Origin of the sequence: Actinoplanes awajinensis subsp. mycoplanecinus (genome assembly GCF_001509495.1) — a bacterium.
In the GTDB taxonomy this organism is placed as follows: Bacteria; Actinomycetota; Actinomycetes; order Mycobacteriales; family Micromonosporaceae; genus Actinoplanes; species Actinoplanes palleronii.
On sequence record NZ_LLZH01000031.1, the window covers coordinates 1 to 19330 of the forward strand.

The 19330-nt window shown below is 72.1% G+C and carries 16 protein-coding genes, 1 pseudogene and 1 riboswitch; of the genes and pseudogenes, 7 read left to right on the plus strand and 10 right to left on the minus strand.

The window, feature by feature from the left end; translation table 11 throughout:
- Nucleotides 1-461: 461 nt before the first annotated feature.
- A complete protein-coding gene (locus ADL15_RS07565; protein WP_198170617.1) occupies nucleotides 462-950 on the plus strand; it encodes a DUF4265 domain-containing protein in 489 nt (162 codons plus the stop codon).
- A gap of 199 nt (nucleotides 951-1149) precedes the next feature.
- Here the strand turns inward: ADL15_RS07565 and ADL15_RS56365 are convergent, their stop codons facing one another.
- The 6 genes from ADL15_RS56365 to ADL15_RS07595 form a co-directional block, all read right to left on the minus strand.
- Nucleotides 1150-1932 carry a phosphatase PAP2 family protein gene (locus ADL15_RS56365; protein ID WP_269748315.1) on the minus strand — a complete coding sequence of 261 codons (783 nt, stop codon included), beginning with the start codon at nucleotides 1930-1932 and terminating at the stop codon, nucleotides 1150-1152.
- 221 nt (nucleotides 1933-2153) lie between these two features.
- On the minus strand, nucleotides 2154-3146 hold the full coding sequence (locus tag ADL15_RS07575) for a tetratricopeptide repeat protein (protein ID WP_067686143.1): 993 nt from the start codon (nucleotides 3144-3146) through the stop codon (nucleotides 2154-2156).
- A gap of 107 nt (nucleotides 3147-3253) precedes the next feature.
- Entirely contained in the window at nucleotides 3254-4576 is a 1323-nt protein-coding gene (locus ADL15_RS07580; RefSeq protein ID WP_067686146.1) for an AAA family ATPase, read from the minus strand.
- Between the two features lie 413 nt (nucleotides 4577-4989).
- Nucleotides 4990-5946: a C40 family peptidase gene (locus ADL15_RS07585; protein WP_083970989.1), complete on the minus strand. Its 957-nt coding sequence runs from the start codon at nucleotides 5944-5946 to the stop codon at nucleotides 4990-4992.
- 40 nt (nucleotides 5947-5986) lie between these two features.
- Nucleotides 5987-6119: riboswitch (cyclic di-AMP (ydaO/yuaA leader) on the minus strand.
- Nucleotides 6120-6232: 113 nt separating this feature from the next.
- On the minus strand, nucleotides 6233-7150 hold the full coding sequence (locus ADL15_RS07590) for a M56 family metallopeptidase (protein ID WP_067686154.1): 918 nt from the start codon (nucleotides 7148-7150) through the stop codon (nucleotides 6233-6235).
- A complete protein-coding gene (locus tag ADL15_RS07595) occupies nucleotides 7147-7506 on the minus strand; it encodes a BlaI/MecI/CopY family transcriptional regulator (RefSeq protein ID WP_269748316.1) in 360 nt (119 codons plus the stop codon). Before ADL15_RS07595 ends, ADL15_RS07590 begins: the two co-directional genes overlap by 4 nt.
- A gap of 66 nt (nucleotides 7507-7572) precedes the next feature.
- Here ADL15_RS07595 and ADL15_RS07600 point away from each other — a divergent pair, with 66 nt between their 5' ends.
- From ADL15_RS07600 to ADL15_RS07615, 4 genes are read left to right on the plus strand one after another with little or no spacing between them, the layout of a single operon-like run.
- Nucleotides 7573-8991, plus strand: a complete 1419-nt coding sequence (locus ADL15_RS07600; RefSeq protein ID WP_067686162.1) for a cytochrome ubiquinol oxidase subunit I — start codon at nucleotides 7573-7575, stop codon at nucleotides 8989-8991.
- Between the two features lie 12 nt (nucleotides 8992-9003).
- Nucleotides 9004-9984, plus strand: a complete 981-nt coding sequence (cydB, locus tag ADL15_RS07605; protein WP_067686165.1) for a cytochrome d ubiquinol oxidase subunit II — start codon at nucleotides 9004-9006, stop codon at nucleotides 9982-9984.
- Complete coding sequence (locus ADL15_RS07610; protein ID WP_232343943.1) at nucleotides 9981-14084, plus strand: ATP-binding cassette domain-containing protein; 4104 nt, start codon at nucleotides 9981-9983, stop codon at nucleotides 14082-14084. Before cydB ends, ADL15_RS07610 begins: the two co-directional genes overlap by 4 nt.
- 9 nt (nucleotides 14085-14093) lie before the next feature.
- Nucleotides 14094-14648 (plus strand): TetR/AcrR family transcriptional regulator, encoded by a 555-nt coding sequence (locus ADL15_RS07615; RefSeq protein WP_067686168.1) that lies wholly within the window; start codon nucleotides 14094-14096, stop codon nucleotides 14646-14648.
- Here ADL15_RS07615 and ADL15_RS07620 read toward each other — a convergent pair.
- The 3 genes and pseudogenes from ADL15_RS07620 to ADL15_RS54055 all read right to left on the minus strand — a co-directional run bounded on the left by ADL15_RS07620 (nucleotide 14622) and on the right by ADL15_RS54055 (nucleotide 16110).
- Entirely contained in the window at nucleotides 14622-15116 is a 495-nt protein-coding gene (locus tag ADL15_RS07620; protein WP_067686171.1) for a GNAT family N-acetyltransferase, read from the minus strand. The two genes, ADL15_RS07615 and ADL15_RS07620, sit on opposite strands and share 27 nt — an antisense overlap.
- A 12-nt stretch (nucleotides 15117-15128) precedes the next feature.
- A pseudogene (locus ADL15_RS07625) lies at nucleotides 15129-15578 on the minus strand (methyl-accepting chemotaxis protein); the annotation flags it as partial.
- 7 nt (nucleotides 15579-15585) lie between these two features.
- Nucleotides 15586-16110, minus strand: coding sequence for a hypothetical protein (locus ADL15_RS54055; protein WP_067686177.1), 525 nt, complete (start codon nucleotides 16108-16110; stop codon nucleotides 15586-15588).
- Between the two features lie 73 nt (nucleotides 16111-16183).
- On the opposite strand from ADL15_RS54055, the gene folP reads away from it, so the two are divergent.
- Nucleotides 16184-17050 carry a dihydropteroate synthase gene (folP, locus tag ADL15_RS07635; RefSeq protein WP_067686180.1) on the plus strand — a complete coding sequence of 289 codons (867 nt, stop codon included), beginning with the start codon at nucleotides 16184-16186 and terminating at the stop codon, nucleotides 17048-17050.
- 141 nt (nucleotides 17051-17191) lie between these two features.
- On the opposite strand, the gene ADL15_RS07640 is transcribed toward folP, so the two are convergent.
- Nucleotides 17192-17755 (minus strand): TetR/AcrR family transcriptional regulator, encoded by a 564-nt coding sequence (locus ADL15_RS07640; RefSeq protein ID WP_067686183.1) that lies wholly within the window; start codon nucleotides 17753-17755, stop codon nucleotides 17192-17194.
- Between the two features lie 78 nt (nucleotides 17756-17833).
- Between ADL15_RS07640 and ADL15_RS07645 the strand changes: the two genes are divergently transcribed.
- Complete coding sequence (locus ADL15_RS07645; protein ID WP_067686186.1) at nucleotides 17834-19264, plus strand: MFS transporter; 1431 nt, start codon at nucleotides 17834-17836, stop codon at nucleotides 19262-19264.
- Nucleotides 19265-19330: the final 66 nt, after the last annotated feature.

The window sequence follows — 19330 nt, forward strand, 5'->3', positions numbered from 1 at the left end:
CCGCCAGACCCCGCGCCACCAGATCGCCCCCACCAGATCGCCCCCACCAGATCGCCGCCCGGCACGTCAGCGACGCCACGCGCCCCCTTCGGGTACCGGCTCCGACCCAGCGACACCAGAAAGCACTCGCGTGGCCGGCGCAGATCGAGGATCCGGGCGAGGCCCCGCGCACCAGCCGCCCGCCACCGCGCAAGGCGCCCGCCACCGCGCAAGGCGCCCGCCACCGCGCAAGGCGCCCGCCACCGCGCAAGGCGCCCGCCACCGCGCAAGGTGCCCGCCACCGCGCGACACTCCGGGCCGCGCGCGAGAAGGCACCGACCCCAGCACGGCCGAACCGGATCACCCGTTCGTGCGCAATGAGGAATGTGCGCAGCGCCAGGAAAGCGCCACCCAGGAACGACCGATGATCACACGGCGCGTTGATCACCTTTCGGTGGGGGAAATGATCCAGAATGCCCGACGTGACCGTTGATGAATTGGCGGATCACTCGCATATCCGGCTGGTGGCCGGGCTCGGGGCGGGTGGTCAACTTGTCTACGAAATGGTGCTGACCCGGACCGTCGAGCCGGATCTGCACCTCGTCCTCGGTACGCCCGCGCTGGTGGAGGGGATAGCGGCCGGTGATCGGATCCGGATGCATGCGGGCGGCGGCTTCGAGGTGGTGCAGCGGGGCGGCAACATCTGCCTGCTCGTGGTGCTCGCGACACCCGCCGACGCCGAGGAGCTGGCGCCGCTGCGGGATGCCTTCGACGATCTGGGCGGGATCGTGGAGATGCCGCCGGACCGGCGGTTCATCGTCATCACCGTGCCGGCGGCCGCCGGGTTCGACGCGGTCGAGGAGACGATCGACGCCTGGACCGCGCCACGCGGCGACCATTGGGAGTACGGCAACGTCTACGACCCCGACGGCCAGCCCCTGAACTGGTGGGAACAACCCCACCCCGGCTGACCACACACCCCGCCCTACCGCGACCTCGACGACTCACGCCCGCATACCGACCCAAGATCGCGAGACGGCGAGCGGCGGCAGGCGGCAAACGAGAGACGGGCAGCGACAAGGGCCAGGCCGCAAGCCGAGCGAGAAGCGCGGGTCACCGGGCGGCGCTGCGCCCACGAGCTCGGCCACCGGCAGCGGCCGCCCCAACCCGCTACCCCCGCAGAGCGGGCTCCTCCACCGGCAACACCCGCTGCCGGGGCACCGCGCCCACGCCCACCAGCTCCGGCACCCGCACCGCCACCGGGTACTGCGCCCGCACCACCCAGTACGCCACCCCGAGCAACCCCACCGCCGCGATCGCGTCCAGCCAGTAGTGGTTCCCGGTCCCCACCACCACCAACAACGTGACCACCGGGTGCGCCAGCCACAGCCCACGCCACCGCCCGGACGTCGCGGCGATCAGTGCGACCGCCACCACCACCGCCCACCCGACGTGCAGCGACGGCATCGCCGCGTACTGGTTGGAGAGCTGGTCGGTCTCCGGCGCGCCGTAGACGGCCGGGCCGTAGAGGCGGCCGAGGTCCAGCATCCCGGTGTCGGTGAGCATCCGCGGCGGGGCCAGCGGCATGACGAAGTGCACGAGCAGCGCGGTGCCGGTGAGCAGGACCAGGATGTTGCGGGTCCACCGGTAGTGCGCCGGGCGGTAGACGTACAGCCAGATCAGGCAGGCGATGGTGGCCGGGAAGTGGACGTACGCGTAGTAGCTGTTCGCCACCTCGACCAGCCAGTGCCAGGTCAGCAGCCGGTGCTGGAAGCTCAGCTCACCGGGCAGGTGCAGCCGGTGCTCCAGGTCCCAGACGGCGCGCGCGTTGCTGAACGCCTCGGACACGTGACCGTTCGCCGCGAGGCGGCCGACCTTGTAGATCAGGAACAGGACCGCGACCAGACCCAGCTCACGGAGCGCAGACAACCAGCGGGATGGGGCGACGGTCACAGCGAGCTCCTCGATGAGCCGACACCGGCCTGACACACCGGCACGATAAAAAACGAAAAGTCGTCACATCGTTGAGGGAAACCGACATGACGGGATACCGGGGGCCACGGTAGTGATCGCCCGCAACACTGCCCTGACCAGCGGCTTCTCGCGAGAGGTTAAACGGAGCTTGAATGAACCATGACGCCCAGCATCCGTAGATCTTGCCACTTGTGCAAGATTCACCCTGCGGATAGTGACGTAACCCGCACCCGAAACGCGCCCGACATCATCAGCAACCCCACCGCCCCCACGGCGAGCAGCAGCGGCAGCCAGCGGCCGGTCACCGCGTACGTCAGCAGCATCCCGACCGAACCACCCGCCGCCACCAACCCGGTGATCACCCCGCGCCGCGGCAGGAACGCCAGGCACCGCCAGGGCACGCGTCCGGCCGGCAGCAGCACCCGGGCCGCGAAGCTGACCATCACGACCGCCACCACCAGCGCGATCGCCTGGGCGAAGCATCCCGCCAGGGCCCACCAGCGGGCCGTCAGGCGCACCGCGAGCACCAGCGGCACCCCGACCGCGAGCCCGCGCCGCAACCCGGCCAGCACCCCGAGGATCGGCCAGGCGAGGGCCTGACCGTCGAGCCGGGCCGGATGGTCGGCGGCCAGCTCCCGCAGCCCGCGCATGGCGTCGGCGACGTGCAGACGTTCCGCGTTGAGCAGGGCGATCAGCCAGCGGCCGCCGGGATGCTCCGGATCCTCGGCGAGCGCCGCCTTGGTGGCACGCGCGGCGGCCCGGCGGCGGCCGGCCACCCGCTCCACCTCGGCGAGGGTGAGCAGGCTGGGCACCGACCGCGGGTCGAACGCGAGGGCCTGCCGGGCCGCGGACCGGGCCGGCCCGAAGTCCCGGCCGGCCAGGTGTGCGCGGGCCAGCACCCGGTGGACCTCCGGTTCGGCGGGGCGCAGCCGGACCGCCTCGCCGGCCGACGCCACCGCCGCGGCCGCCCGGGACAGCGCGATCAGGTTCTCGGCGCGCTCCGCGTGCGCGCCGGCCCAGCCCGGTTCGGCCGCCACCGCGGCGTCCGCGGCGACCAGCGCGTCCGCGGGCCGGCCGGCCAGCCGCAGCACCGCAGCGAGCAGCGCCAGCAGCTCCGGATCGCCGGGCCGGTCGAGCAGCCCGAGCCGCAGCTGCTCCTCGGCCTGGTCATAACGCCCCAGCTCAGCGAGCACCCGCGCACGAGAGGCAGCCGTCATCGAGGCCCGCGCTTCTCAAAAAAGATCATCGAGGCCCGCGCTTCTCAAGAAACATCACCGTGGCTTGCGCTTCTCAGGAAACGTCACCGTGGCTTGCGCTTCTTGAGGTACGCGGCCAGGTCGTCGTACTCGCCGCTCTGGTTGGCGAACATGGCGACGTTGCGGGCGGTGGTGAACCAGGCGTCGGTGGACGGCCGGATCTCCCGGGCCGCGGCCAGCATGTCCGCCTGGTTGATCATGCGGATCTCGCCGCTGTCGATGGAGTCGCGCATGGCGAACTCGGCGGCCGTCTCGCACAGGTGCGCGAGGTCGGCGCCGGAGTAGTTGTCGGTCGCCGCGGCCACCGCGTCCAGGTCGATCCCCTCGACCGGGCGGTCCCGCAGGTGGTACTCGATGATCGAGGCGCGGGCCGGCACGTCCGGCGGCAGCACCAGCACGGTCCGGTCCAGCCGGCCCGGCCGGCGCAGCGCGGCGTCCACGTCCCACGGCGCGTTCGTCGCGGCGAGCACGAAGACGCCCTCGTTGCCGCCCTGCACCCCGTCCAGCTCGGTGAGCAGCTGGTTGACCACGGTACGCATCGCCGACGAGTGCAGCTGGCTGCGCTTGTGCCCGAGCGCGTCGATCTCGTCGAGGAACAGCACGCACGGCGCGTGCCCGCGCGCCGACTCGAACAGGTCGTGCAGGTTGCGTTCGGAGCTGCCCACCCACATGTTCAGCACGTCGGTGATCGACAGCGAGATGAACGCCGCGCCCATCTCCCCGGCGACGGCCCGGGCCAGGAAGGTCTTGCCACAGCCGGGCGGCCCGTAGAGCAGCAGACCGCCGCGCAGGCTCTTGCCGAACAGGCTGCGGAGTTTCGGGTTGCGCAGCGGTCCGAGGAAGGAGACCTCGAGCCGCTTCTTGACGTCGGCCATCCCGCCGACGTCGGCGAGGGTGACGGTGGACCGCTCCACGTCGAACGACCGGTCCCCGTGCCCGCTGACCGGTTCCGGCTCGTCTCCGGACCGGTTCCCGGCGAACCGCGGCGGCACCACGTCGCCGAACTGCTGCTCCATCGCCGCCCAGTCCACCCCACCCGGCCGCGGCACCGGACCGCCGGCCGCCGGATCGTCCGCAGCGGCAGGCTCCCCCGGCTCATGAGCGGCCGGCTCCCCGGGTTCTCCCGCCGCCCGGGGCTCCCCCGGCGCCCGGTGACCACCCTGCGGCGGACCGCTCAGCGCCACCGTCATCAGCCGCTGGGCGGCCGCGTTGCCCGGTTCCCGGCTGAGCACCTGAGCCACATGCCCGATCGCTTCGGCACCCCGCCCGGCCGTCACCAGCAGCTCGGCCAGATGCAGCCGCAGCGGCAGGTCGTCCGGGCGGGCCTGTACCGCCGCAGTGAGGCTGTCGATCAAGGCGTCGCTCATGACCGCGATTATGCCCGCGCCGCCCACAACCCCCATCGCACCACCGGCCCGTCCCCCCGCTTCGGGTCCGCGTTCCCTTTCAAAACCCCCATTCGGTACGACTACCGAGCGCTCGTCCGCAGGCTACGAGCCACGTCCCGCCCGTGAGGCCGCCGCGACACCGTGCCCACCCCGGACCGCAGCGCGCCTCCCGGTCCTGGCTGGGCCTCAGGGGTGTCTCCGCGCTGCGGAGACACCCCTGAGAGCCAGCCGACCCCCTGGCGGCGCGCTGCGGCCGGGAGTGGCTGCGGTCGCGCGCGAGACCACCACGGGACGTGGCTTGTAGCCTGCGGACGGGACTCCCATTTCGTACCATATGGGGTTGAAAAAGGGCCGCCTCCGGAAACCCGGAAGCGGCCCTGATCCGAAGCGGTCTAACCGGGTCGGCGGTAACCGGCGATCGGACCGCGGTCGATCGTCGCCATCCGCACGTGGTCGCCCGTGTGCGGTGCGTGAACCACCATGCCGCCACCGATGTAGATGGCCACGTGGTGCACGTCGGAGTAGTAGAAGACCAGGTCACCGGGCTGCAGCTCGCTGCGGCTGACCGACTTCCCGGAGCCCCACTGATCCTTCGTGTAGTGCTCGAGGTGCACCCCGACGGCCGCCCAGGCCTCCTTCGTCAGACCCGAGCAGTCGTAGCTGTTCGGACCTTCGGAGCCGAAGACATAGGGCTTGCCGATCAGGTCACACGCACGCTGAGCGGCACGGCCGCCCTTGTCGTTGGTGTAGTCGACCGGACACGGACCGGTCTTGAACGGCCCGTCGCTCGCGCCGGACGCGCCATAAGCCTTGATCCGGAGCTTCTGGAGGGAGGTGATCTCCTTCTCGATCGCCGACTTCTTGGTCTTGAGGTCGGTGTCCCGAGTGGAGATCTCGGATGCCAGCGCATCCACCTTCTCCTTGTCGGTCGCGTACTTGTCGCGGAGCTTCACCACGCCCTGGATCGACGCCGTGCGCTTGCTGGCCAGCTGCTCGAGAAGGGAGAGCTTCTCGGTCAGGCCGGTCGGCTTGCCGCTCAGGATCGCCCCGATGGTGCTCGGCGGACCCTGCATGTAGGCGTCGGCAGCCAGGCCACGGACGTCCGTCATGGCCGCGTCGACCTGCTTCTGCAGCGGAGCGAGCGTCTTGTTCAGCTGCTTCTGCTGCTTCTGCAGCTTGAGCAGCTTCCCGTGCACGTCGTTGTAGTCCTCGATGACGGGCTCGAGCTCGTTCCACTGCTTGTCGATCTGGGTCTCGACGCTGCCCGGCGAGGGCGTGGCGTGGGCAACGACAGGACCGGTGAGAACGAGTCCGGCTGTGGCGGCCGCGCAGAGAACACTGCGGAGCACACCACGCGCGCCTATCCGTTTCACGTAGGTGCGTTGTCCTTTCTTCCCACTCGGCCGCCGACCGGGTTAGCTGACGGGTTCGGGCGGGAAGCACGCCCGGCCGCGCGAACGCGGCTTCACCCCGGGTGCGTGGGTCCCCGGCTCGCCTCGCGGCGATTAGGCGGTGGTTCGTCAGATCGGCCGGATGGACGATGGGGGGCTGCCGAACCGGGGATCACCGTACTCGGATCATGCAGGCAACAAAAGCATGCGTGAGGGGGGAAACCGCACGCACACTAACCAACACTCAGAGTGAGCGGAATGGCCAGGCGTCCAGGGCCCGGCCGAGCCAGGGCACCACCAGGATCACCGTGGGTAACACCAGGAGACCCGCCGCGGCGAGGCCGGCGAGGACCGACAGGCCGGTCGAGCCGGGCGCCGGACCGGCCAGCCGGTCGAGACGGCGACGCCGGGATTCACCCGCCGGGTCGGCCGGGGCCTCCTCCGCGAGGGGTACGGCGTCGGAGAGCCGGGCCAGCGCCTCCCGCAGCGGCACCGGCCCGGTACGCCGGCGAGCCGCGTCGTCGGCGACCATCTCGAGCAGCAGGTGCACCGCGTCGAGGGGCGCCCGGCTGCGCAACGGCCGCGGCACCGCCTGATAGAACGCGGTGAACGACTCCATCACCAGCTCGTGCCGGTGCCGCAGGTGCGCCTGCTCGTGGGCGAGCACCGCGTCCACCTGCGCCCGGTCCAGAATCCGCAGCACCGCGTCGCTGAGCACCACCCGCGGCTCCCGCCCCGGCACGCAGTAGGCGAGGGGCAACGCCCCGTCGAGCACCCGCACCTCGGCCCCGCCCAGCTCGCGGTGCCGTTCCACCCGGTCCAGCAGGTCGACGAGCATCCGGTGCCGGGCGCGCCGGGCGCGGGCCCGGACACTCACCTTGACCAGCGAGATCAGCAGCCGGATCACGATCACGGCGGCCACCACCAGCGAGAACACCAGCGCCGCGACGGTCCACGGGTGGTCCGCGCCGGACGCCCGGGTCATCTCCTCCGGGGCGGCGAGGACCACGCCGAGCGCGCAGAGCACCGCGGTCAGCGTCAGCGCCTGCCAGAGCAGGACGGCGGCGACCGGGGCACGGTCCGGCCAGCGCGCGCCGGCCAGCACGCCCGGTACGGCCAGCGAGAGGGTGAGCCCTAGGGCGCCCAGCAGGAGTGCGGTCACGTCTCTTTCGGTGGGACGTCCAGGGCGGCTCGGATGGCGCCGGGGGGCAGCTGACCGAGGAAGTATGCCAGCGCGGCGTCCCGATCGGGAGTGGCGCTGAGCGCGTCGAACATCAGCGCCGCGGTCATCTCCTCGCGGGACTGGGCGGGGGCGTACTTGTAGGCACGGTCCGCCTTCTGCTGGACGACCAGCTTCTTCTTGGCGAGACGGTCGAGGACCGTCATCACAGTCGTATACGCCAAATCACGATTTCTGCTGAGGAGGTCGTGCACCTGCCGCACGGTGAGCGGCTCGGACGCGTCCCACAGCTGTGTCATGACCTCACGTTCAAGGTCGCCTAGTGCCATGTGACCCATCCTACTAGGGCCGGTCGTACTACGTCTCGTAGTATCTACTACGAAGAGTCGTAGAGGGGACACCCGATGGACGTGCTCGACCTGACCCGGCTGCAGTTCGCGGTCGTGACGGTTTACCACTACCTGTTCGTACCGTTGTCGATCTGCCTGTCGGCGGCCGCGGCGGGGCTGCATCTGACGTGGCTTTTCACGGGGAACGAGCGCCATCTCGCGCTGACCAAGTTCGTCGGGAAGCTGCTGATCGTCACGTTCGCGGTCGGCGTGGTGACCGGGCTCGTCCAGGAGTTCCAGTTCGGGCTGGGCTGGAGCGCGTTCGCCAAGTTCTACGGCGACGTGTTCGGGCCGACCCTGGCGGTCGAGGGGATGCTCGCGTTCTTCCTCGAGGCGACGTTCCTGGCGCTGTGGTACTTCGGCTGGGATCGGCTGCCCCGGCGGCTGCACGCGGCGACCATCGTGGTGGTGGCGGTGGGGACGCTGCTGTCGGCGTACATCATCCTGGCGGCGAACTCGTTCATGCAGAACCCGGTCGCGTACGCGATGGACCCGGTCACCGGGCGCGCGCACCTGACCAGCTTCGGTGAGCTGCTGACGAACGAGGTGGTGCTCGCCGCGTTCCCGCACACGATGGCCGGTGCGGCGATGGCCGGCGGCGGGCTGCTGCTCGCCATCGGGGTGTGGCGGCACGCGGCCGATCCGGCGTTCCGGACCCTGGCCCGGCTCGGCGCGTGGCTGATGCTGATCGGCGGGGCGATGACCGCGATCACCGGCGACCACCTCGGCAAGGTGATGACCGCGGTGCAGCCGATGAAGATGGCCGCCGCCGAGGCGCTCTACGAGACCACCACCGGGGCGCCGTTCTCGGTGTTCGCGATCGGGACGCTCGGGCACGACAAGCCGTTCCTGACCGTGGAGATCCCCCGGCTGCTGTCGTTCCTGGGCACCGGGTCGTTCGACGGGACGGTGCAGGGGATCGACGACCTGCAGGCGCAGTACGTGGCGCAGTACGGGCCGGGCAACTACATCCCGATGATCCCGGTGGCGTTCTGGACGTTCCGGCTGATGATCGGGGCGGGGGTGGCCGGGATGGCTCTGGCTGCCTATTACCTGTGGGCGTCGTCGTTGCGCCAACGGTTCCGGATCACACTGCTGCCCGCGTTCCTGCAGATGGGGGCGGGTGTTCCGACGTGGATAAAGCGGATTCTGCTGCTCTCGCCGTTGCTGCCGGCGGCCGCTAACACGTTCGGGTGGGTGTTCACCGAGACGGCTCGGCAGCCGTGGCTCGCATTCGGGATCTCGAAGGTGGCTGACGGGATCTCGCCCGGGTTGACCAGCTCTGAAGTGTTGCTGTCGCTGGGCGGTTTCACGCTCGTCTACGGGTTGCTGGCCGTCGCTTGGTACAAGCTCGTGATCCACCTGTCGCGGCAGGCGCTTTTTCCCGAAATTTCGGACAAATCGCCCGAGCCTGAACCCGCCCCCGCCTACTAGGAGCCGATTCCGATGATCACTTTCTGGTTCGCGGTGCTCGTCCTCGCCTGGGTGCTCTACTTCGTCCTCGAGGGCTTCGACTTCGGCGTCGGCGTGCTGGCACCGTTCCTCGGCCGGGACGAGCACGAGCGCGGGGCGGCCATCCGGACGATCGGCCCGTTCTGGGACGGCAACGAGGTCTGGCTGGTCGCCGCGATCGGCGTCACCTTCGCCGCCTTCCCGGACTGGTACGCGGTCCTGCTCTCCGGCCTGTACCTGCCGATGGTCGGCATCCTGCTGCTGCTCGCGGTGCGCGGCGTCGCCCTGGAGTTCCGCGGCAAACACGACTCGCCGTCCTGGCGCCGCCGCTGCGAATGGCTGCTGTCCGCCTCGTCGGCCGGCGTGGTGCTGCTCTGGGGTGCCCTGCTCGGCGTCTTCACCCACGGCCTGGCCCTCGACGCGAACGGCACGGTCACCGGCCACGGCATCAGCCGCAGCCTGTCCCCGCTGCTCACCCCGGCGGCCGGCCTCGGCGCCCTGGCCGCCCTGATCGCGACGATCCTGCTCGGCGCGACGTTCCTCTCCCTGCGCACCACCGGGCCGGTCCGCCGCCGCGCGGTCGCGCTGGCCCGGCAGGCCGGCAACATCGGCACGGTCGGCCTGCTCCTGGCCGGTGTCGCCACCGGCTCCCGGCTGACCCTGGTCGCGGCGGTGGTCAGCTTCATCGCCGGCATGCTGGCCCGCCAGGGCCGCGAGGGCGCCGCGTTCACCGCGACCGCGATCGGGGTGGCCGGCGCGGTGGTCGCGGTCTTCACCACGAACGGCTCCGTGGTGTTGCGGAGCACGCTCGACCCGCTGTGGTCGCTGACCCGGTCGTCGGCGGCCGCGAGCCCGTCCGCGCTGAAGGTGATCACCGTGGCCGGCGTGCTGATCCTGCCCGGCGTGCTGGCCTATCAGGCCTGGTCCTACTGGGTCTTCCGCCGCCGCGTCGCCAGCGAGCGGGTGCCGTCGTGACCCCTGCGTCCCCCCGCGGTCTTGTCCGCTCCGGATCGCTGCGGCCGGGCCGCGGGTGGGCGCGGTTCCTTCCCCGCCCCCAGGCCGATTCTCCCGGCAAACCCTTTTCCGGTACGCCCTCAGCACCGTCCCCGCACGTTCCCGGCGCGAATTCCGCTCCTGGCGGGCGGCGGGCACCGGGCTCCTCTCCCACGCCGGACTCCTCCCCCGGGCCGGACTCCTCCCGCTCGCCCAGCGGGCCGGGCTCCTCTCCCACGCCGGACTCCTCCCCCGAGCCGGGCGGGCGGCGTGTCGGCCGGGGGCCGATCGATCCGCGACTGCTGCGGCACGCCCGCAGCGGCCGGGCCGGGGTCGCCCTGCTCGCCCTGATCGGAACCGGACAGGCCACCGCGACGCTGGCCATCGCGGTAGCGCTCTGCTGGATCGTCGCCCCCTCGACGTCCCACTCGCTGCTGTTCGGCGGCTCCCGCACCACGGCGATCACCCTGCTCGCCGGGGCGTTCGTGGCACGCGGGCTGCTCTCCTGGACCGAACAGGTGGTCGCCCGCCGCACCGCCGCCCGGGTCACCGACGAGCTGCGCCGTTCCCTGCTCGCCGCGATCGTCGGGCGCGGACCGGCGTGGGTGGCCTCCTACGGCGCGGGCCGGCTCACCACCGTGCTCGGCGCCGGGCTGGACTCGCTGCGCCCGTGGTTCTCCGGATACCTGCCGTCCCTGGTCCTCGGCGTGCTCCTGCCACCCGCGGTGATCATCGTGATGGCCCTGGTCGACCCGGCCTCCGCGATCATCGCCCTGCTCACCCTCCCGCTGGTACCGCTGCTCGGCGCCCTGATCGGCTGGGCCACGCAGGCCCGCTCCCGCCAGCGCTGGGCGGCCGACGCCCGACTGGCCGGCCACTTCCTCGACGTGGTGCACGGCCTCGGCACCCTCCGGATGTACGGCCGCGCCGAACGCCAGATCACCGTGATCGCCGACCTGACCGAACGCCACCGGCACGCCACCCTGCGGGTGCTGCGCGTCGCCTTCCTCTCCTCGACCGCCCTGGACCTGGTCGGCACCCTGGCGGTCGGCCTGATCGCGGTACAGGCCGGCCTGCGGGTGGCCGGCGGCTCGATGTCCCTGGCACCGGCCCTGCTCGCGATCCTGCTGGCCCCGGAGGCCTACCGCCCGCTCCGCGAGATGGCCGCCCGCTACCACGCCGCCACCGACGCCACCGCGGTCATCGCCGACGTCGACGACATCCTCACCACCCCCACCCCAGCCCTGGCGAGCACCGACAGTCCTTTCGCGGCCGCTCGCCACGCCGCGGGTGGCGCCTTCGGGCAGGACGACCCGGAGGCGGCGAGTACCGGAAGCGCAGAGTGGGCTGCCCTCGCCGACGCGGCCCGGTGGGGGGTGCTCGCGGCGGGAGTCCGGGCCGCCTACCCGGGCACCAGCGGTGACGCGCTGTGGCTGCCGGAGCTCGCGGTCCGAGCCGGAGAGCTGGTCGCGCTGCGCGGGCCGTCCGGTGCGGGCAAGAGCACCGCGCTGCGGGTGTTCGCCGGTCTGCACCCGGCCGAGGCCGGCGCCGTCGCGGTAGGACGCGCGTTCCACCTGTCGCAGCGCCCGGCGCTGCCGCACGCCCGCACGGCCGGTGAGGCCTTCGCCGACGACACCACGGCCGAGGAGATTCTGGCCGCGCTACGCATGGTCGGCCTGGACGACGAGGTCGCCGCGGACACCCCGCTCGGCGAGCACGGCAACGGCATCTCGGCCGGTCAGCGCCAGCGCCTGGCCCTGGCCGCGCTGCTGCACCGAGCCGGCCGCGCCGCCGCGCTGACCCGGCGCGCCACTGCCCGCCCGCAGCGCGACGAGCCCGGCCCGCGGCGCCACCCGTTCCCGGTCGTCACCCTGCTGCTCGACGAACCGACCGCCCACCTCGACCCAACCGCCGAACGCCTGGTCGTGGCCCGCCTGCGCGAATTCGCCCGACGCGGCTGCGCGGTCCTGGTAGTAGCCCACCGCCCAGCCCTCCTAGCCGCCGCCGACCGCGTCATCACCCTCCACCCCCAAACCCCGGCTGGCCCCGAGGGGTGCCTCGAGACCCCCAAGGCACCCCTCACCACCAGCCACCACAGCTCGGCTGGCACTCAGGGGTGCCTCAACTACCCCGAGACACCCCCCACCACCAGCCACCACGGCTCGGCTGGCGCTGACGGCGGCCTCAACACCCCCGACACAACCGCCAGCACTAGCCACCAAACACCGGCTGGCGGCGAGAGGTGCCTCAACAGCCCCGAGACACCCCCCAAGACCAGCCACCACAGCTCGGCTGGCACTCAGGGGTGCCTCAAGGACTCCGAGACACCCCTCAAGACCAGCCAGCGCAGCTCGGCTGGGGCTGCGGGGTCTGACACGGCCGGTGGCGGCGGCGGGGTGGGGACGTGGCGGCGGCCGTGGGTGGCTGTGGTGCTCGGGGCCGGGTCGGTGCTGGGTGGGATCGTGCTGACCGGGTCGGCGGCGTGGCTGCTGGTTCGGGCGGCGAGTCTGCCGCCGGTGCTCACGCTGTCCGCGGCGGTGGTGCTGGTGCGCGGCAGTGCGGTGGCCCGGCCGTTGCTGCGGTATCTGGAGCGGCTGGTCGCGCACGATGTGGCGTTCGCGCGGTTGGGGAGGCGGCGGGCGCGGGTCTATGCGGACCTGATCCCGCGGGTGCCGGGGCCGCGGCTGCATCGGCGCGGGGATCTGCTGACCCGGCTTGTCGACGATGTGGACGCCCGGGTGGACGGTCTGCTCCGGGGCCGGCTGCCGGCTCTGACCGCGGCGGTCACGATCGTCGCCGGGGGCGCGGCAGTGGCCGGTATGGCGATTGCCGGGGCAACGGCGGCGACAGGAGAAGGAGCACCAGCCGGGGCAACGGCGGCAGGAACGGCATGGGCAGGGGGCGGAGCGCTGGGGATCGCGCTGGGCGTGGTCGTGCCGCTGGTGGCCGGGGTGCTGATCGCCGGGGTGCTCGCTCCGCTGGTGGCCGGGTGGCAGACGGATCGGCAGGACGCGGCTACCGGGGTGGCCCGGGCCGCGCTGCGCGATGCGATGGTGGAGACCGTCGACGGCGTGGAGGAGTTGGGCGCCGGGGCGGGGCGGTCCGGCGTACCGGAGGAACGGAGCCGGACCCTCGCGGACCTGGAGGCGCGCGCGGCCCGGACCGCCGGACTCGCCGCGGCGATCGCGCACCTGGGGTGGGCGGTGGCGGCCGCCGGGACCGCGCTGGCACTGGACCGCACCGGACTGTCCGCGGAGTGGAGCGCGGTGCTGATGCTCGGCGTGATCGCCCTCGGCGAGCCGATGGTGACCCTGCCGGAAGCGGCCATCGCCCGCCGGCGAGCGGCCGGCGCGGAACGCCGCGTCACCGCCCTGACCACCGAACCCACCCCGGAAACGAAACCCGCGACCGGCAAGGAGCAGGACGCCCGAACCGCGGCGGGGGCGGTATCGGTCACCGGGCTGGTCGCCGGCTGGGATCCGCGCGCCGAACCCACCCTCGACGGCCTTGAGCTCCACCTCGCCCCGGGTGCCAGGATCGCCGTCACCGGGCGCTCCGGCGCCGGGAAGTCCACGCTCGGCGCCGTGCTCGGCGGGCTCCTCACGCCACGGGAGGGGCGCGTCCAGGCAGGTGGCAAGGCAGTGCTCGTCGGGGAGGAGACCGGGCACGTCTTCGCTTCCACCGTACGGGAAAACCTGCGTCTCGCGTCGCCTGCCGCAACCGATCCGCAGCTCCTCGCCGCCCTGCGGCGTGTCGGTCTCGCACCGTGGCTCGCCGCGCTGACGGACGGTCTGGACACCTGGCTCGGCACCGGCGGCAGCACGATGTCCGGCGGGCAACGGCGACGGTTCGCGACGGCGCGGGCCCTGCTCGCCGACCCGGCGCTGCTGATCCTGGACGAGCCGACCGAGGGCATCGACGAGGACGGCGCGCGGGAGTTGATGGCGGATCTGCTGGACGCGGCGTCCGGGCGGACCGTGCTGATCTTCGCGCACCGGGCGGAGGGGCTCGAGCTGGTGGACCAGGTTTACGAAATGGCCGACGGCAAGCTAAATGTCCGGTTGGACCGATCGGTCCTCTAGGGTGGGTTCATGGCACGTACGCCGGTTCCGGGCACCCGTGACACCATTCTGACCGCGGCCGCCGGACTGTTCTACCGGTACGGCGTGCGCGCGGTCGGGATGGCGCAGGTCGTCGAGGCGGCGCACTGCGGGAAGAACCTGCTCTACCGGCACTTCCCGGGCAAGACCGAGCTGGCCACCGCCTACCTCACGCTGTCCCGCCGGGAGCGCGAGAAGGCCGCCGCCGAGGCCCTGCGCTGGGCGAGCACCCCGGCCGCACAGCTGGTCGCCCTGGTCACCGAGATCGCCGAGAGTACCCGCCGGCCGGGGTATCGGGGGTGCGCGTTCCGCAACTACCTCACCGAGTTCCCGGGCGCCACCGACGAGCCCGCGCAGGTGGCCCGGGCCTATCTGGCGGACAGCCGCGCCCAGGTCGACCGGCTGGTGACCGAGCTGGGCGGGAACGACCTGCTCGCCGACCGGATCTGGCTGATCGTGGACGGGGTGCACAGCGGGCCGCCGGAGCAGGCCCAGGTGGCCGTGGACTGGGTGGCCGAGCTAGTCAAGGTGCCGGGCATAAAGTAATTTGTCGTAACGAAGCGAACCAACAGCGACAAAGCGCTCCAAGACGCCATATTTCCGAAAGCCCAGCGACTCGTACAACGCGACAGCCCCCACATTGTCCCCGCGCAGATCGAGCGTGAGCACCTCGATCCCTGCCGACGCAGCCGCCGCGATCAGGGCAGACATCACCGCCCGCCCCACCCCCATGCCCTGAAATTTCGGACTTATCGCCAATTTCTCGATGTCCGCGTTCAACCGATGGGTCGGCCGTTCGTAACGCCGCCAGTACCCGAACCCGATCGCCTCGCCGCCGGAGAAAGCGACAGCCAACACCGTCACCCCGGCCAGCAGCTCCACCACCTCCGGCACCGGCGGTGGCTCCACCCACCCCAGCGCCGCTCCCCCGGCCACCAGCTCCCGCACCACTTCCGCGAGCGCCACCGCGTCCCGCTCGGACACCGCGCCCAGCCGCACCTCGACATCCGCCACCCGGCAAGTCAATCAGGTCCGGTAGTGCGCCACCGTCGACTGCAGGTCCGCCGCCGTCCGCGCCAGATCCGCCGCGGTCTGCTGCGTCTCGGTCGCCCCCGCCGTCACCTGCGCCGCCGCCTGCGCCACCCCGGCGATCGTCCCGGCGATCGCGGTCGAGCCCTCGGCCGCCTGCCCCACGCTCCGGGCGATCTCCGCGGTCGTCGCGGTCTGCTCCTCCACCGCCGCCGCGATCGTCGTCGCGTAGTCGTTGATCGTCGCGATCACCGCGGCGATCTGCCCGATCGCGTGCACCGCCCCGTCCGTCTCGGACTGGATCGACGCCACCTGCGCGGTGATCTCCTGGGTGGCCTGGGCGGTCTCCTGGGCCAGGTCCTTGACCTCGGCCGCGACCACCGCGAACCCCTTGCCCATCTCACCGGCCCGGGCCGCCTCGATCGTCGCGTTCAGCGCCAGCGGCCCGATCAGCTCAAACGCCGAAACGCTCGCGCCGGTAGCCGTCCCGCGCGCTCTCCAGCCGGTGCTTCTCGAACGCCGACCGGCCGGTCCGGTACCGCGCCCGGCCCGCCTCGGTGCGGAACGCCGAGCGGGGCACCGCGTACCGGCCGAGCATCCGGCGGGTGACGAAGAGCAGCACCTCGTCGAGCGCGGCGGCGGCCTTCGCCAGATCCTCGGCGGCGTACCGGTCGGCGACCAGCATCCACTGACCCGGATCGAGCAGCTGGGACGGCGTGCAGCCGTCACCCCACCGGAAGATGTCACCCGTCCGGGGGAACGGTTCCGGCTCCCCCGGGGTGCGGAAGCGGTACTCCCGGGGGTGGCCGCACCCGGGGCAGGCCCAGTCGTACCGGACGGTGTTCTCCCGGCCCACGTCGAGCACCGAGGCACTCCACGGCAGGCCCCGGCCAGGGAAACTCCCGTCGCCGCAGGGGCACGGGTGGAACGCCAGGAAAAGGGTCGTTTCCGCAGAGGTCCGCGCGAACGGTATGCGCATGCGAAGACGCTAGCGAGCCGCTGCCCGAGACGCCATCACGTGCCCTGACCGGCCGCTGTTAGGGTCCCGAGCTGTGAGCGACATCAGCGGCGCCCGGATCATCGGCGGCCGGACCTTCGATTTCTCCCGTCGTGCCGTCGTGATGGCGATCGTGAACCGGACCCCCGACTCGTTCCATGACAAAGGGCGCACCTTCGCGCTGGAGAAGGCCACCGAGGCGGTCCGGGCCGCGGCCGCCGACGGCGCCGACTGGATCGACATCGGCGGGGTGCCGTTCGCGCCGGGTCCCGAGGTGAGCGCGGCCGAGGAGCTGGACCGGGTCCTGCCGGTCGTCGAGGCCGCGCAGGGGCTGGCCGTGGTCTCGGTCGACACGTTCCGCCCGGAGGTCGCCGCCGAGGTGATCAAGCGGGGCGCGGGCGTCGTCAACGACACCTCCGGGCTGCGCGATCCGGCGATGGCCGAGGTGGTCGCGGGCACCGACGCCCAGCTGGTGATCTGCCACAGCCTGGCCGCGCCGCGCACCCTGCACCCCAGCCCGCAGTACCGGGACGTGACCGGCGAGGTCGCCGCGTTCCTGCGGGCGAAGGTCGCGCTGGCGCTGTCCCGCGGCGTCCGCCCCGACCAGATCATCATCGATCCGGGCCACGACCTGAACAAGAACACGCTGCACTCGCTGGAGCTGACCCGACGCCTCGACGAGATCGCCGCGATCGGGTACCCGATGCTCGCCGCGCTGAGCAACAAGGACTTCATCGGCGAGACGCTGGACCGCCCGCAGCAGGAGCGCCAGGCCGGCACTCTGGCCACCGTCGTCTTCAGTCTGCTGCGCGGCGCGCGGATCATGCGGGTCCACGACGTGCGCGCGGCCGTCGACGCGGTCCGGATGACCGAGGCCATGCTGGGCTGGCGCGAACCGGCCTACCTCAAACACAACATCTAAAACCCTGTTTGGTACGACCTCGGCCTGCACCAACCGCAAGCAGCCCGTACCGGGCCTCCACGCGACGCCCGGCCCGCACCGGATCGCTGTGCCGTTCCGGGCTGGATCCGGTGGTCCCGGCCGGCGGTCCCCGGCGCGGCGTCAGTCAGCCGCGTCGTCCTCGGCCGGCAGCGTGCTGAGCAGGTCGACCATCCACGACTGCTGGGCGACCGCGTCCGGGCCGACGACGCGCATCGCGCCGAGCACCGTGAGCAGCATGCCCATCGCGAAGAAGTCCCGGGTCTCCTCGGCGCTGGCCCCGGTCAGCTCCCGGACCAGGTCGTACTGACTGCCGAAGCAGGCGCGCACCGCGTCACCCAGCACCGGATCGTCACCACCGGCGGCGAACCCGTGCAGCAGCACGGTCAGCAGGTCCCGCTCGGCGAGCAACTCGTGATACGCGTGACCCAGCCCGGCGAGGGTCGGCTCGTGCTCGGCGGCCGCCCGCCACAGCGCCTCGATCCGCAGGCTCGCCTGACGCACCGTGGCCAGGAAGAGCTCCTGCTTCGACCCGAAGATCCGGATCACGTACGGCTGTGACACACCGGCCAGCCGGGCGACCTGGTCGGTGCTGGTGCCGGCGTATCCGCCCTGCGCGAAGGCGGTGATCGCGGCGGCCACGATCTGTTCCTGACGTTCCGATGCGGTGAGGCGGGTCCGAGTCACGTTGACATGTTATCAGTTGATGCTTACCGTACTTAGTTATCAGCGGATAACAACTTCCGTGGACTCCAGGGGGATGTCGTGACCACTCTCGTACCGGAAAAGCCCGACTCTCTCGCGCCGGACGGACCCGCCGCCGGGGCGCGGACCCGGACCGCCCGGCCGATCGCGGCGATCCTCGCCGCCGTCGGCATCCCGACCTTCATGGTGTCGCTGGACAACCTCGTGGTCAGCACGGCGCTGCCGGTGATCCGCACCGAGCTGCACGCCTCGATCGCCGACCTGCAGTGGTTCGTCAACGCCTACACGCTACCGTTCGCGGCGTTCCTGCTCACCGCGGCCGCGTTCGGTGACCGGATCGGCCGCCGCCGGATGTTCATCGCCGGCATCGTCGTCTTCACCCTCGCCTCCGCGGCGGCCGCGCTCTCCACCGAGGCCTGGCAGCTCACCGCGGCCCGGGCGGTGCAGGGCCTGGGCGGCGCGGCGATCACCCCGCTGGCACTGACCCTGCTGGCCCGGGCGGTGCCACCGCAGATGCGCAACGCCGCGGTCGGCATCTGGGGTGGCATCACCGGTCTCGGCGTCGCGGTCGGCCCGGTCGTCGGCGGCGCGGTCGTCAACGGCCTGCACTGGTCCTGGATCTTCTGGCTGAACGTGCCGGTCGGCGTGATCGCGGTGATCCTGGCGACCACGGTGCTCGACGAGTCCCGCGGTGACGGCCGCAAGCTCGACCCGATCGGCCTGGTCCTCTCGGCCGGCGGCATGCTGCTGCTGATCTGGGGCGTGGTGGACGGCCCGGACCGCGGCTGGACCTCCGGCCGGGTGCCGGTCATGCTGGTCACCGCGGTCGTGATGCTAGCCGGGTTCCTGTTCTGGCAGTCCCGCAACAGCTCGCCGATGCTCCCGCTGCGGCTGTTCCGCAACCGGGGCTTCAGCCTGGTCAACGCGGTGACCCTGACGTTCTCGGCCGGCGCGTTCGGCTCGGTGTTCCTGCTCGCCCAGTTCTTCCAGGTGGTGCAGGGGCTCAGCCCGCTGCAGTCCGGCCTGCGCACCCTCCCGTGGACCGCCGCCCCGATGCTCGTCGCCCCGCTGGCCGGCCTTTTCGCCAGCCGGATCGGCCAGCGCAACCTGATCGTCGCGGGCCAGGCGTTCCTCGCGGCCGGCCTGCTCTGGGTGGGCCTGACCCTGTCGGTCACCGTGTCCTACACGTCGCTGATCGGCGCGTTCGTCCTGGCCGGCATCGGCATGGGCCTGACCTTCGCCCCGGTGAGCACCATGGTGCTGGCCAGTGTCGACCCCGCCGAACACGGCGTCGCCTCGGGCACCAACAACACCATCCGCGAGTTCGGCGTCGCGGCCGGCGTGGCGGCGCTCTCCTCGATCTTCAGCTCGCTCGGCGGCTTCTCCAGCTTCGACAGCTTCCTCGACGGCACCCGCCCGGCGGTCCTCACCGGCGCCGCGATCCTCGCCGTCGGCGCCGTGATCGCCCTCTGGCTCCCCCGCCGCGCCTGACCCCCACCCGCCCCCCCCCCCCCCCCCCCCCCCCCCCCCCCCACCCCCCCCCCCCCCCCCCCCCCC

Bases quoted from the DNA above. Each gene is read 5' to 3' on its own strand.
- ADL15_RS07615 (WP_067686168.1), top strand. From the start codon at position 14,094: ATGGCACGTACGCCGGTTCCGGGCACCCGTGACACCATTCTGACCGCG.
- ADL15_RS07580 (WP_067686146.1), bottom strand. From the start codon at position 4,576: ATGAGCGACGCCTTGATCGACAGCCTCACTGCGGCGGTACAGGCCCGC.
- ADL15_RS07595 (WP_269748316.1), bottom strand. From the start codon at position 7,506: ATGGGTCACATGGCACTAGGCGACCTTGAACGTGAGGTCATGACACAG.
- ADL15_RS07600 (WP_067686162.1), top strand. From the start codon at position 7,573: ATGGACGTGCTCGACCTGACCCGGCTGCAGTTCGCGGTCGTGACGGTT.
- cydB (WP_067686165.1), top strand. From the start codon at position 9,004: ATGATCACTTTCTGGTTCGCGGTGCTCGTCCTCGCCTGGGTGCTCTAC.
- ADL15_RS54055 (WP_067686177.1), bottom strand. From the start codon at position 16,110: ATGCGCATACCGTTCGCGCGGACCTCTGCGGAAACGACCCTTTTCCTG.